The following is a 13,125-nucleotide window of genomic DNA, read 5'->3' as shown; positions in this document are numbered from 1 at the left end:
GCGGCCAGGCCGCCTTCATGCTTTCAGATGTGCCTCAGGCAGATTTATTGCCACCCTTCTGCAACGCCTCTTTCATCTGTCCCAGCAGCTCACGCCGGAAATCGCCCAGCCGGGGCTTATCCTGATCCAGCCAGGGCAGCGGACGACAAAGCTCCATTGCTTTAACACCCAGACGTGCAGTCAGTAAACCGGCACCAATGCCCTGTGCGGCCCGCGTTGAGAGCCGGGCGGCGATATCCTGCGACATCCAGTCCATCCCCACTTCCCGCACCAGCTCTGACGCCCCGGCAAAAGCCATGTTAAGCAGCACCAGACGGAACAGGCGGATACGGCTGAAATAGCCCAGCTCGATGCCGTAGATGGCGGCGATGCGGTTGACCAGCCGCAGATTACGCCAGGCGATAAACGCCATATCGACCAGCGCCAGCGGGCTGACCGCAATCATCAGGGTGGACTCGGCTGCATGGCGACTGATTTCACGCCGCGCCTGGCGATCCAGCACAGGCTGCACCAGCTGCGCATACAGACGGACAATCTCACTGTCGTTTTGGGTTTCATGCAGGGACGCGTGCCAGCGCTGCAAAGCCGGATGCGCCTGGTCCAGTTCCGCCTGCTGCGCCAGCTTTTCACAGAAGGCCCGGCCTTTGCCGATGCCATGACTGTGCAGCAGTTCACGGCCGACGTCGCGCTCTTCAGCGCGCTGACGCAGCTGATAGAGACGACGCCACTCCGTGGTCAGGGCACCCACCCCCGCCAGGACGATCAGGCCACCGGCCACGCCGCTGCCCAGTGAGAACCAGTCGCGGGCCAGCCAGGCGTCATGGGTCCACTGCACGCCCTGGGCAATGACGCTGACGCCAAACAGCAGTGCGCCTGCAGTAACCAGTTTACGCCAAAGGCTGCGCTTCGGTTTCAGCGCGGCCTCCACTGCCCGTTCGCCTGCGCCCTCCTCTTCAACGGCGACATCTTCATCCTGTACTGCCAGAAAGGCGGCATCGGCCTCTGCATCAAAGGCGTGTGCCGGGCGCAGTGGCGTGGTGCGGCTCTCCTCCAGCGGACGGGCAAAATCGATACGCGGCTTCAGCGGATCACTCATCGCAATTTATCTCCCAACAAAAATTCCAGCGCGGCATCCATGCGGATATGAGGCAGCGGACGATCGACGTCGAGCTGCTGCGGGCGGAATTGTTCAAACTGAAAACCCTGCTGCTGCCAGAAGGCATTGCCGGGCAGACGCGGCGGAACGTCGCCAGGATAGACGGTCAGCGGCTCGCCATTATCCAGCCGGTTGCCGCGCAGTGCCGGGATCTTTTCGCCACGGTGATCGACCAGCCCGCTCTGCGTCGCCTGAACCGAAGCCAGTCCGATGCATTCCATCGTGATCCCTTCAAACGCCGCGTTCTGCCAGGCATCCTGCACCAGCTGCTGCAACAGCGAAACCATATTGCCATGCTGATCGCTGGTGATGTGATCGGCCTTGGTGGCAGCAAACAGCAATTTATCAATTACCGGCGAGAAGAGCCGGCGAAACAGCGTGCGCTGGCCGTAATGAAAACTCTGCATCAGCTGTGTCAGGGCCAGACGCATGTCGTTAAACGCCTGCGGCCCGCTGTTCAGCGGTTGCAGGCAGTCAACCAGAACAATCTGGCGGTCGAAACGCAGAAAATGGTTCTTATAGAAGCCTTTCACGACATGCTGACAGTAGTAGTTAAACCGCTGCTGCAACATGCCAAAGTTACTGCCCTTGTCCGCCTGCGCCAGCTTCGTCAGCCGGGCCTCATCGGTGGTCGGCCAGGGGAAGAACTGCAGCGCAGGCGCGCCCGCCATATCACCGGGCAGGACAAAGCGGCCAGGCTGAATAAAGTGTAAGCCTTCGGCTTTACAGCGGTGCAGATAGTCGGTCCAGGCGGCGGCGATTTCTGCCAGCCGGGTTTCATCGGCGGGTGCCAGCGGGTCCAGGTTCTCGCAGAGGGCGCGCCACGGCGCTGCCCACTCCGCGCGGTCGCCCTGCAACAGTCCGTTCATCTGCCGGGACCAGGCGAGGTAGTCCTGTGCCAGCATCGGCAGATCCAGCAGCCACTCACCGGGATAATCAACAATTTCCAGATAGAGGGTCGCGGTCTCTTTCAGGTGGCGCAGCAGGGAATCGCTGGGACGGTAACGCAGCGCCAGACGCATTTCGCTGACGCCACGGGTGGGCACAGGCCAGGCGGGAGGCGTGCCGTAGAGCTGTGCCAGCCCTTCGTCGTAGGTAAAGCGTGCGGTGCCCATGTCGCGCTGCGGCACCCGCTTGACACCTAACAGACGCTCATCCCGCACAACGGAAAACAGCGGCAAACGAGCGCCGCTGTGAACGGTTAACAGCTGGTTGACCAGAGAAGTGATAAAGGCGGTTTTACCGCTGCGGCTTAATCCGGTGACCGCCAGACGAAGATGGCGATCGACGCCGCGGTTCATTAACGCCAGTAGTTCAGTTTGCAGTCTTTTCATCTTTCTCCCTGATGAAGCGCGACGCAACCCGATTCATCACCCGCTTCAGCAGTGGCTCCAGCGCCACGGCCAGCAGCAGACGTAACGGGCGTCGCGCTACCGATTTCACCGCCCAGCCCGTCACACCGGCCGGACCATAGGTAACAGCATTGATAATGATGAATCTGGCCGCCGACTTCAATGCAGGTGCCGCGCGGTGACGGAACATTGTGGATCGCGAAAAAGACATAACACCTCCATTGCGTGAACGAACGGGCCTGAAGCGGCCCGGTACAGGCGGTTTCAGATCTGGCGGAAGCGACTGCGTACGCTGAACGTTTCAGACGTTACGTAGCGTTCCACGTCGCGCACGCTGCGTTCATCACGCTGCAGTGCGCTTTCCAGCTGGTCCAGCAGTTCGCTGGCGCTGGGCGGGCGTTCCCCTTCTGCGGCCGAGGCGGGCTTCTCATCCAGCACAAACCCCAGCACAAAGTAGGCGATAATCGTAAAAACAAACAGACCAAAGAACAGGGATAACACCACGATGATCCGCAGCAGGCGAACCGGGATGTCGAGATACTCGGCCAGCCCTGCACAGACCCCCATCAGCTTTCCTTCGTCTGGCTTACGCCATAACTTACGGCCTTTCATCATGGCTGCCTCCAGTTAGGATGCTCTGCGTCCAGAATCGCTTCCAGCGCGTCAATCCGTTCGCGCATTCGTTGCGCATCCTGGGTCACACGCTGCAGGCGCTGAAGTTCGCTTTGCGACAGTTCCGAACCGCCGTTGCGTTTGTTGCTGTAATGCAGCCATAACCAGATGGGTGCCACGAACAGCACGAAAATCGTCAGCGGTATGGCGAGAAAAAGTGCGCTCATTGACTCTCCTTAATCACTTTTTGCAACGTCGAAGGTTACTCACTGCGGTTCATTTTGGCTTTCAGCGCATTAAGCTGCTGGCTGATCTCATCGTCCGCTTTCAGATCGGTAAACTGCTGGTCCAGGGTTTTGGTTTTACCAAAGCCGTGACTTTCCGCTTCCGCTTCCATGTGATCAATACGGCGTTCAAAGGATTCAAAACGCGCCATCGCTTCATCAATTTTACCGCTGTCCAGCTGACGACGCACATCGCGTGAAGACGACGCCGCCTGATGACGCAGCGTTAAGGCCTGCTGACGGGCGCGCGTTTCGCTCAGCTTTTTCTCCAGCTCGCCAATTTCGCCCTTCATGCGTTCCAGCGTCTCTTCAACATGAGTGACTTCCTGCTTCAGCGAGGCGATAAGATCTGTCAGCTTCTGTTTTTCAATCAGCGCAGCGCGGGCCAGGTCGTCTTTATCTTTGCGCAGCGCCAGCTCGGCTTTTTCCTGCCACTCCGCCTGCTGAATCTCCACCTGCTCAATGCGACGGGACAGCTGTTTCTTCTCTGCCAGCGCCCGCGCAGAGGTAGAACGCACTTCGACTAAGGTGTCTTCCATTTCCTGAATCATCAGCCGCACCAGTTTCTGTGGATCTTCCGCACGCTCCAGCAGCGAATTGATATTGGCATTCACGATGTCGGCGAAACGAGAAAAAATACCCATAATGATGTTCCTCTTTTAAAAGTCTTAAACAATGTTGCCCTGCCTGATTAATACAAGATGCGTGCCAATTTTACATCTAATTGATTTTAATCATCTTTTAAATTTTACACCCTCTCCCGGCTGCTTTAAGATAGTCAAAATGATTAACGGGTAGCGAAATTCATCATGACCGGAACTAATGATAATCTTCTCGGTGAGTCGAACAATTTTCTGGAGGTGCTGGAGCAGGTTTCTAAACTCGCCCCGCTGGAGAAACCCGTTCTGGTGATTGGCGAGCGCGGAACCGGTAAAGAGCTGATCGCCAGCCGGTTACACTATCTTTCCGACCGCTGGCAGGGGCCGTTCATCTCGCTGAACTGCGCCGCCCTTAACGAGAATCTGCTGGATTCGGAACTGTTCGGGCATGAGGCGGGCGCGTTTACCGGCGCGCAGAAGCGTCATCTTGGGCGTTTTGAACGGGCCGATGGCGGTACACTGTTTCTGGATGAGCTGGCAACCGCACCCATGCTGGTGCAGGAGAAACTGCTGCGGGTAATTGAGTATGGTCAGCTGGAGCGGGTCGGCGGCAACCACTCCCTGCAGGTCAATGTACGTCTGGTCTGCGCCACCAACGAAGATCTCCCTGCACTGGCGGCAGCGGGCAAATTCCGCGCCGATCTGCTGGATCGTCTGGCTTTCGATGTGGTGCAGTTGCCGCCACTGCGCGAACGCCGCAGCGATATTCTGGTGATGGCCGGACATTTCGCCATCCAGATGTGCCGGGAGCTGGGGCTGTTACTCTTTCCTGGCTTCACGGCCCGCGCGCAGCAGACGCTGCTCGATTACCACTGGCCCGGTAACGTGCGTGAACTGAAAAATGTGGTGGAGCGCTCGGTCTACCGGCATAACAGTAGCGAGCAGCCGCTGGATAACATCATTATTAATCCCTTTGCTTCGCGCCAGCAACCGGTCGCCAGAATGCCGTTAAATCCGGCTGCGGATAGCGCTGCGCTGCCCGGACTGCCGCTGGATCTGCGACAGTGGCAAAACCAGCAGGAGCGGGATCTGGTGGAGGCGAGTCTGCAACAGGCACGCTACAACCAGCGCCGCGCTGCCGGTCTGCTCGGCGTCACCTACCACCAGTTGCGCGCAATGATGAAAAAGCACGATATCAAAGCCGAGAACTGATCCGCCTGCTGCACGGCGGGTTGTTGCACCGGGGTAAAGCCGGGTTCACTATCCTGCTTTCTTTCCCACCCGGGCTGCGTCAGGCAAAAAAAAGCCCGCCATCAGGCGGGCAACAATACTGGAAGCAATGTGAGCAATGTCGTGCTCCTCTTCGGCAGAGCCACCGTCGAAGTGCATATGAATAATAATCATTCTTATTATCATCTGTAAAGGTGTAATTGAGAATATTTCTCATTACCCCACCTTCTGTGCGCCCTTTTGCCCCGCAGAGGATGAAAATCAGGCTGACGGCGGTTGCAGGTTTTGGGACAACGCCCGCTTTGCGATACACTCTGTTCAATGCCTCAAAATCGTTGAGTTCTATGTCAAAACTACTAAGTTCGCTGTTGCTCAGCCTCAGCGTGTTGAGTGCCCCTGCATGGTCAGCACCGGCGGGTGATATCCGCCAGTCCGGCTTTGTCTACTGCGTCAGCGGCACGCTGAACACCTTTAATCCGCAGATGGCCAGCAGCGGGCTGACGGTGGATACCCTGGCGGCTCAGCTTTATGACCGTCTGCTGGATGTCGACCCGTATACCTACCGGCTGAAACCCGATCTGGCCTCCAGCTGGGAAGTGCGCGATAACGGCGCGACCTACCGCTTTCACCTGCGGAGTGGTGTCGCCTTCCAGCAGACGAATCAGTTCCGCCCCACCCGCACTCTCAATGCTGACGATGTGGTCTTCAGCTTCGCCCGCATGTTTGATCGCCATCACCCGTGGCATAACGTGAATGGCGGCAACTACCCCTACTTTGACAGCCTGCAGTTCGCCGATTCTGTTCAGAGCGTGAAGAAGATCGATAACCGGACGGTCGAGTTCCGGCTCAACAGCCCGGACGCGTCTTTCCTGTGGCACATGGCCACGCACTATGCGCCGATCCTCTCGAAAGAGTATGCTGACCAGCTGACGGCGCAGGGGCATCAGGAGGAGCTGGACCGGCAGCCGGTGGGCACCGGCCCTTATCAGCTCAGCGAATATCGCACCGGCCAGTACATTCGTCTGGCGCGCAATCCGCATTACTGGAAAGGCGTGCCGCGTCTGCAACAGGCGGTCATCGATCTCGGTTCTGGCGGCACCGGACGACTCTCTAAACTGTTAACCGGTGAGTGTGACGTGCTGGCCTACCCGGCCGCCAGTCAGCTCAGTATCCTGCGCGATGACCCGCGTCTGCGGATGACGCTGCGCCCTGGCATGAACATCGCCTATCTGGCCTTCAATACCCGCAAGCCGCCGCTGGACCGGCCTGAGGTGCGGCATGCGCTGGCGCTGGCGATCAATAACGAACGCCTGATGGAGTCCATCTATTACGGAACGGCCGAAACGGCCGCGTCGATATTGCCGCGCGCCTCCTGGGCGTATGACAATGATGCGCGCATTACTGGCTATGACCCGGCGAAGTCACGCGAAGCGCTGGCCGCGCTGGGCATCAGCGATCTGCATCTGCGGCTGGTGGTGCCCGCAGCGTCGCAATCCTGGAATCCCAGCCCGCTGAAAACGGCTGAACTGTTGCAGGCGGATCTGGCCCAGGTGGGTGTCCGGTTGACGATTGTGCCGGTGGAGGGGCGTTTCCAGGAGGCGCAGCTGATGGCGATGAATCACGATCTGACCCTCTCTGGCTGGGCCACTGACAGTAATGACCCGGACAGCTTTTTCCGTCCGCTGCTCAGCTGCGCGGCAATTCGCTCCCAGACCAATTACGCGCACTGGTGCTCACCCGCCTTTGATGAAACGCTACAGAATGCCCTGCTGTCGCAGCAGCTCTCTGGCCGCATCGACAGCTATGACAAAGCGCAGCAGATTCTGGCGCAGGAGCTGCCGGTGCTGCCGCTGGCCTCCTCGCTGCGTCTGCAGGCATTCCGCCATGATATTAAAGGGCTGGTGCTGAGTCCGTTTGGCAACGCCTCGTTTGCCGGGGTTTATCGTGAAAGCGATAAGGAAAAGTAAGTGATTATCTATCTTCTGCGGCGTCTGCTGCTGCTGGTCATTACCCTATTTCTGCTGTCGCTGGTCAGCTTCAGCCTGAGCTACTTTACCCCCAACGCCCCGCTGGAAGGCGCTGCGCTTTCGGACGCCTGGTGGTTCTGGTTTAAAGGAATGCTGCAGTTCGACTTTGGCGTCTCCAGCACCAACGGTCAGGAGATTGGCCTGCAGCTGCGCGAGGTGTTCCCGGCGACGATGGAGCTCTGCATCCTGGCGTTTCTGTTCGCGCTGCTGGTGGGGATCCCGCTGGGGATATGCGCCGGCGTGATGCGCAATAAATGGCAGGATAAAACCATCAGTGCGCTGGCGCTGTTCGGCTTCTCCGCGCCGATTTTCTGGCTGGCGCTGCTGTTCACGCTTTTCTTCTCGCTGACGCTCGGCTGGCTGCCGGTGTCGGGTCGCCACGATCTGCTCTACCCGGTGCAGAATATCACGGGCTTTGCGCTGATCGATGCCTGGCTGAGTCCTTCGCCCTGGCGTCACGAGATGATCATCAGCGCGCTGACCCACCTGATTCTGCCGGTGCTGGTGCTGGCGATGGCCCCCACCACAGAGGTGATCCGCCTGCTGCGCAACAGCACCAGCGACGTGATGGATAAAAATTATATTAAAGCAGCCGCTACCCGGGGGCTGTCGCGCTTTACGGTGATCCGCCGGCACGTGCTGCATAACGCCCTGCCGCCGGTCATCCCGCGTCTGGGGCTGCAGTTTTCCACCATGCTGACGCTGGCGATGATTACCGAGATGGTGTTCAACTGGCCCGGACTGGGCCGCTGGCTGATTAATGCGATTCGTCAGCAGGATTATGCGGCTATCTCCGCCGGGGTGATGGTGATTGGCGGGCTGGTGATCCTGGTCAACGTCATCTCTGATGTGATTGGCGCGGCAATGAATCCGCTGAAACATAAGGAATGGTATGCCCTTAGATAATATCTATGCCGAGAAACGCCTGCCCAGCGCGTTTCGTCAGAGCTGGCACCATTTCTACGGCAATCCGATTTCGATGGTCGGGCTGTATGGCTTTGGCACCCTGCTGCTGCTCTGCCTGTTCGGCGGGCTGATCGCGCCTTACGGCATCGATCAGCAGTTCCTGGGGTATCAGCTGCTGCCGCCGTCGTGGTCACGCTATGGCGACGTCTCCTTTTTCCTCGGCACCGACGATCTTGGGCGGGATGTGCTGAGCCGCCTGCTGAGCGGTGCAGGCCCGACGGTAGGGTCAGCCATGCTGGTCACGCTGTTCGCCACGCTGGGCGCCCTGATACTGGGCGTGCTGGCCGGCATGACTCACGGCATCCGCTCGGCGGTAATGAACCACGTACTGGATACGCTGCTCTCTATTCCTTCGCTGCTGCTGGCGATCATTGTCGTGGCTTTTCTCGGGCCGCGACTGGAGCATGCGCTGCTGGCGGTCTGGCTGGCGCTGATGCCTCGCCTGGTGCGTGAGATATACAGCGCGGTGCATGATGAGCTGGAAAAAGAGTATGTGGTCGCCGCGCGTCTGGACGGGGCCAGCGGCCGCAACATCCTGCGCTACGCCATTATGCCGAACATTCTGCCGCTGCTGATCACGGAGATCACCCGGGCGCTGTCGATGGCGATTCTGGACATTGCCGCACTCGGCTTTCTTGACCTGGGCGCGCAGCTGCCCTCACCCGAGTGGGGCGCGATGCTGGGCGACTCGCTGGAGCTGATCTACGTGGCCCCCTGGACCGTGATGCTGCCGGGCGTGGCGCTGATGGTCAGCGTATTAATTGTTAACCTGCTCGGTGACGGCATCCGTCGCGCCGTCGAAGCGGGAGTGGAATAGATGCCGTTACTCGATATCCGTAATCTCACCATCGAATTTATGACCGCTGACGGACCGGTCAAAGCGGTAGACCGCGTAAACCTGACGCTGGGCGAAGGGGAAATCCGCGGTCTGGTCGGAGAGTCCGGCTCAGGCAAAAGTCTGGTGGCAAAGGCCATCTGCGGCGTAACCAATGACAACTGGCGTGTGACCGCAGACCGTATGGTGTTTGATGACGTGGATCTGCTGCGCCTGACGCCGCGCGAGCGCCGCCGTATTATCGGGCATAACGTCTCGATGATTTTTCAGGAGCCGCAATCCTGTCTCGATCCCTCTGAAAGTATCGGTCGTCAGCTGATGCAGGTGATCCCGCGCTGGACGTATAAAGGGTCGTGGCTGAAACGTTTCTGGTTCTGGCGCAAAACCCGTGCCATCGAGCTGCTGCATCGCGTCGGTATTAAAGATCACAAAGATATCATGCGCAGCTTCCCCTATGAGCTGACCGAAGGCGAGTGCCAGAAAGTGATGATCGCCATTGCGCTGGCGAATCAGCCGCGTCTGCTGATCGCGGATGAACCGACCAACGCCATGGAGCCAACCACGCAGGCGCAGATTTTCCGCCTGCTGAGCCGCCTGAATCAGAATAATAACACCACCATTCTGCTGATCAGTCATGACCTGCGCACCATGAGCCAGTGGGCGGATCGGATTAACGTGATGTACTGCGGCCAGACGGTAGAAACCGCGCAGAGCGACGATCTGATGAGCACACCGCACCACCCCTATACCCAGGCGCTGATTCGGGCGATGCCCGATTTCGGGCGTGCGCTGCCGCACAAGAGTCGTCTCAACACCCTCTCCGGGGCGATCCCTTCGCTGGAGAGCCTGCCGATAGGTTGCCGGCTGGGGCCGCGTTGTCCTTACGCACAACGCAAATGTATTGAAACGCCGAGGCTGACCGGCAGCAAAACGCATCTTTATGCCTGCCATTTCCCGCTCAATATGGAGGGCCAGTAACATGGAAACCCTGCTGGAAGTGCGCAACCTGAGTAAAACGTTTCGCTATCGCACCGGTTTGTTCCGCCGTCAGCATGTCGAGGCGGTGAAATCGGTGAGCTTTACCCTGCGTGAAAGGCAGACGCTGGCCATCATCGGCGAGAACGGGTCAGGCAAATCCACCCTGGCGAAGATGCTTAGCGGCATGGTCGCGCCGACGGAGGGTGAGATTCTGATTGACGATCATCCGCTGACCTTTGGCGATTATGGCTACCGCAGTCAGCGCATCCGCATGATTTTTCAGGACCCCTCCACTTCCCTGAATCCGCGTCAGCGCATCAGTCAGATTCTTGATTTTCCGCTGCGGCTCAACACCGATCTCAATGCGGAAGCGCGCGAGAAGCGCATCATCGCAACCCTGCGGCAGGTGGGATTACTGCGCGATCACGCCGGCTATTATCCCCATATGCTGGCACCCGGTCAGAAGCAGCGTCTGGGTCTGGCCCGTGCGCTGATCCTGCAGCCCAAAGTGATCGTGGCTGATGAAGCGCTGGCCTCGCTGGATATGACCATGCGCTCCCAGCTGGTGAATCTGATGCTGGAGCTGCAGGAAAAACATGGTATCTCCTACATTTATGTGACGCAGCATCTGGGCATGATGAAACATATCAGCGACAAGGTGCTGGTGATGCATCAGGGCGAAGTGGTCGAGCGCGGCGGCACCGCGGATGTGCTGGCCTCGCCGCTGCACGATCTGACCCGACGCCTGATCAGCAGCCACTTCGGCGAAGCGCTGAGTGCCGAAGCCTGGCGACGCGAACGCTGATTTTGCTGCCCGTCGCGGAAATTGCGGGCCGGTTTACCTGATTTATGAGAGACGTGCTAGAATCCGCACGTCGATTAACGTCGGTCGCTTACTTTTTAATCATGCGGCCGCCAACAACAATGACCATAAGGATTACAGCTATGGGTTTTCTTTCCGGTAAGCGCATTCTGATTACTGGCGTTGCCAGTAAACTTTCCATCGCCTACGGTATTGCACAGGCGATGCACAAACAGGGCGCAGAACTGGCTTTCACCTACCAGAACGACAAGTTAAAAGGTCGTGTGGAAGAGTTTGCTAAAGATTTGGGTTCAGACATCGTGCTGCCATGTGACGTCGCAGAAGATGAGAGCATCAAATCTCTGTTCACTGAACTGGCAAAAACCTGGCCGAAATTTGACGGTTTCGTTCACTCTATCGGCTTCGCGCCTGGCGACCAGCTGGATGGCGACTATGTGAACGCCGTTACCCGTGAAGGCTTTAAAATCGCGCATGACATCAGTGCTTACAGCTTCGTTGCGATGGCGAAAGAGTGCCGTGAGATGCTGAATCCAGGCTCCGGTCTGCTGACCCTCTCTTACCTGGGTGCTGAGCGCGCGATCCCGAACTACAACGTGATGGGTCTGGCGAAAGCGTCCCTGGAAGCGAACGTGCGTTACATGGCAAACGCCATGGGCCCGGAAGGCGTGCGTGTTAACGCCGTCTCTGCAGGTCCAATCCGCACCCTGGCCGCCTCAGGCATCAAAGATTTCCGTAAGATGCTGGCGCATTGCGAAGCGGTTACCCCGATTCGCCGTACCGTCACCATCGAAGATGTCGGCAACTCTGCCGCGTTCCTCTGCTCTGATCTGGCAGGCGGCATCACCGGTGAAGTCGTTCACGTTGATGGCGGCTTCAGCATCGCCGCGATGAACGAACTGGAACTGAAATAAGTTCCCTGAGGGCGAGCCTGGCTCGCCCTCTTTTTTTGCCCTCGCCACGCCTCACTCCCTGATTTTTCTGCCGTTATAGCGTAACGCTATTAATTATCACCGATCATTCTTTTGCCCCGGACCGGCCATCAGCGACGATAAGCCTGCCCTTCGGTATATGCACATTTTCAGATTCTGCCGCCTGCATACCGAACCCGAATCTGCAAAAGGATTGATCATGGAACAACGCCGCTATCCGGGCCATAACCACTGGTTTTACGAGAGCCAGACCAGTCCACGAACCTCTCAGGCCGCGCCGCTGGTGCCCGAGGCCGCCCATATCGATGACCGCTTTCTGCTGGGCTGCCACGCCGATCACGCCGGGATGCACTCTCTGTTGCGCTCGCAGCAGGCCGCCCTGCTGGCCGCACGCGATCTGGCGCAGCTGCTGTTTCCCGATCGGGTGACCACGTCGCTCACCCATACGTTAACGCTCTACGACCGCCTCAGCACCGCCCTGACCGTCGCGCAGGTGGCGGGGATCCAGCGGTTGTGTAACCACTACTCTGCCCGCCTGAATCCGCTGCCCGGCCCCGACTCTTCACGCGAGAGTAACAACCGCCTGACCCAGATCACGCAATACGCCCGTCAGCTGGCGATGCAGCCTGAGCTGATCAACGGCAGCGCCATTACCGCACTGGATGGGGTTGGCCTGACCGAGCCCGATATCGTGACGCTGAATCAGGTGATCGGGTTTGTCAGTTATCAGGCGCGGGTGGTGGCGGGCTTACAGGCACTGCAGGCTCAGCCGGTTCGCTGGCTGCCCGGCAGCACCGCGCCCCCCGATGCAGAGGCAACCGGCTTCGATCAGCCCGCCCGCTGGCAGCCGGTGCTGAAGCCGCTGGAGCTGCGTTATGCCAGCGCGGAGCAGCTCGCAGCAATCACCCGTTGCCAGTCACTGCCGGGTATGCAGGAGGCAGTCTGGGTGCTGGCACACGATCCTGCGGCGTTATATGGCTGGGCGCAGCTGCGTCAGCACCTCTCTGACGAACCTGCCTTGCCGGAGGCGGTCGCCGCCCGCATCCTCGGCAGTCGCTGGCTTTTCCGGCTGCTGTACGGTCAGGCGAGTCTGATTGAAGGGGTCGATGATGCCGGATCACGCGGCGCAGAACAGCAGATTATTGCACTGGCGGCGCAGCTGACCCGCTCACCGGAGCGCTTCAGCGCGGCCCATCTGCAACCCCTCATGGAAGCGGGCTGGGAGAATGATGCGCTTTTCGCGCTGGTTCAGCGTGTCGCGATAGGCAACTGGAACAGTCGCCTCTTTTACGCGCTGGGCGAAGCGCAGTAAGCGTAAAAAATGAGAGCCTGCC

15 protein-coding genes are annotated in these 13,125 nt (G+C 58.9%); 8 read left to right on the top strand and 7 right to left on the bottom strand.

The window, feature by feature from the left end; translation table 11 throughout:
* Positions 1-34: 34 nt before the first annotated feature.
* The 6 genes from OJ965_RS11305 to pspA are packed head-to-tail and all read right to left on the bottom strand — an operon-like array spanning position 35 to position 4,048.
* Positions 35-1,096 (bottom strand): YcjF family protein, encoded by a 1,062-nt coding sequence (locus OJ965_RS11305; RefSeq protein WP_265139225.1) that lies wholly within the window; start codon positions 1,094-1,096, stop codon positions 35-37.
* On the bottom strand, positions 1,093-2,490 hold the full coding sequence (locus OJ965_RS11300; protein ID WP_009090026.1) for a YcjX family GTP-binding protein: 1,398 nt from the start codon (positions 2,488-2,490) through the stop codon (positions 1,093-1,095). Before OJ965_RS11300 ends, OJ965_RS11305 begins: the two co-directional genes overlap by 4 nt.
* The gene (gene pspD, locus OJ965_RS11295; RefSeq protein ID WP_009090024.1) at positions 2,471-2,719 is read right to left on the bottom strand and encodes a phage shock protein PspD; all 249 of its coding nucleotides are present in this window, start codon (positions 2,717-2,719) and stop codon (positions 2,471-2,473) included. The genes OJ965_RS11300 and pspD overlap by 20 nt, the downstream gene beginning before the upstream one ends.
* A 53-nt stretch (positions 2,720-2,772) precedes the next feature.
* Positions 2,773-3,123 carry an envelope stress response membrane protein PspC gene (gene pspC / locus OJ965_RS11290; protein WP_009090023.1) on the bottom strand — a complete coding sequence of 117 codons (351 nt, stop codon included), beginning with the start codon at positions 3,121-3,123 and terminating at the stop codon, positions 2,773-2,775.
* Positions 3,120-3,347: an envelope stress response membrane protein PspB gene (gene pspB, locus OJ965_RS11285; RefSeq protein ID WP_009090021.1), complete on the bottom strand. Its 228-nt coding sequence runs from the start codon at positions 3,345-3,347 to the stop codon at positions 3,120-3,122. The genes pspC and pspB overlap by 4 nt, the downstream gene beginning before the upstream one ends.
* Positions 3,348-3,382: 35 nt before the next feature.
* A complete protein-coding gene (gene pspA, locus OJ965_RS11280) occupies positions 3,383-4,048 on the bottom strand; it encodes a phage shock protein PspA (RefSeq protein WP_150029537.1) in 666 nt (221 codons plus the stop codon).
* A 165-nt stretch (positions 4,049-4,213) separates the two neighbouring features.
* On the opposite strand from pspA, the gene pspF reads away from it, so the two are divergent.
* On the top strand, positions 4,214-5,215 hold the full coding sequence (gene pspF / locus OJ965_RS11275; protein ID WP_046101896.1) for a phage shock protein operon transcriptional activator: 1,002 nt from the start codon (positions 4,214-4,216) through the stop codon (positions 5,213-5,215).
* Positions 5,216-5,263: 48 nt separating this feature from the next.
* Here pspF and OJ965_RS11270 read toward each other — a convergent pair whose 3' ends face one another.
* Positions 5,264-5,407: a hypothetical protein gene (locus OJ965_RS11270; RefSeq protein WP_162484736.1), complete on the bottom strand. Its 144-nt coding sequence runs from the start codon at positions 5,405-5,407 to the stop codon at positions 5,264-5,266.
* Between the two features lie 170 nt (positions 5,408-5,577).
* On the opposite strand from OJ965_RS11270, the gene sapA reads away from it, so the two are divergent.
* From sapA to OJ965_RS11235, 7 genes are all read left to right on the top strand, one after another.
* A complete protein-coding gene (gene sapA / locus OJ965_RS11265; protein ID WP_009090014.1) occupies positions 5,578-7,200 on the top strand; it encodes an ABC transporter substrate-binding protein SapA in 1,623 nt (540 codons plus the stop codon).
* Positions 7,201-8,166, top strand: a complete 966-nt coding sequence (gene sapB / locus OJ965_RS11260) for a putrescine export ABC transporter permease SapB (RefSeq protein WP_009090012.1) — start codon at positions 7,201-7,203, stop codon at positions 8,164-8,166.
* Positions 8,153-9,043 carry a putrescine export ABC transporter permease SapC gene (gene sapC / locus OJ965_RS11255; RefSeq protein WP_154928209.1) on the top strand — a complete coding sequence of 297 codons (891 nt, stop codon included), beginning with the start codon at positions 8,153-8,155 and terminating at the stop codon, positions 9,041-9,043. The genes sapB and sapC overlap by 14 nt, the downstream gene beginning before the upstream one ends.
* Positions 9,044-10,039, top strand: coding sequence for a putrescine export ABC transporter ATP-binding protein SapD (sapD, locus tag OJ965_RS11250; protein ID WP_154928210.1), 996 nt, complete (start codon positions 9,044-9,046; stop codon positions 10,037-10,039).
* Position 10,040: 1 nt separating this feature from the next.
* Positions 10,041-10,844 (top strand): putrescine export ABC transporter ATP-binding protein SapF, encoded by an 804-nt coding sequence (gene sapF / locus OJ965_RS11245; protein ID WP_009090008.1) that lies wholly within the window; start codon positions 10,041-10,043, stop codon positions 10,842-10,844.
* Between the two features lie 140 nt (positions 10,845-10,984).
* Positions 10,985-11,773 (top strand): enoyl-ACP reductase FabI, encoded by a 789-nt coding sequence (fabI, locus tag OJ965_RS11240; RefSeq protein WP_009090006.1) that lies wholly within the window; start codon positions 10,985-10,987, stop codon positions 11,771-11,773.
* Positions 11,774-11,990: 217 nt separating this feature from the next.
* Positions 11,991-13,103, top strand: coding sequence for a CMD domain-containing protein (locus tag OJ965_RS11235; RefSeq protein ID WP_265139224.1), 1,113 nt, complete (start codon positions 11,991-11,993; stop codon positions 13,101-13,103).
* Positions 13,104-13,125: the final 22 nt, after the last annotated feature.

The sequence above is a fragment of the Pantoea anthophila genome, from assembly GCF_026104315.1.
Lineage (GTDB): Bacteria > Pseudomonadota > Gammaproteobacteria > Enterobacterales > Enterobacteriaceae > Pantoea > Pantoea anthophila.
This window is presented reverse-complemented; position numbering and strand designations above follow the sequence as displayed.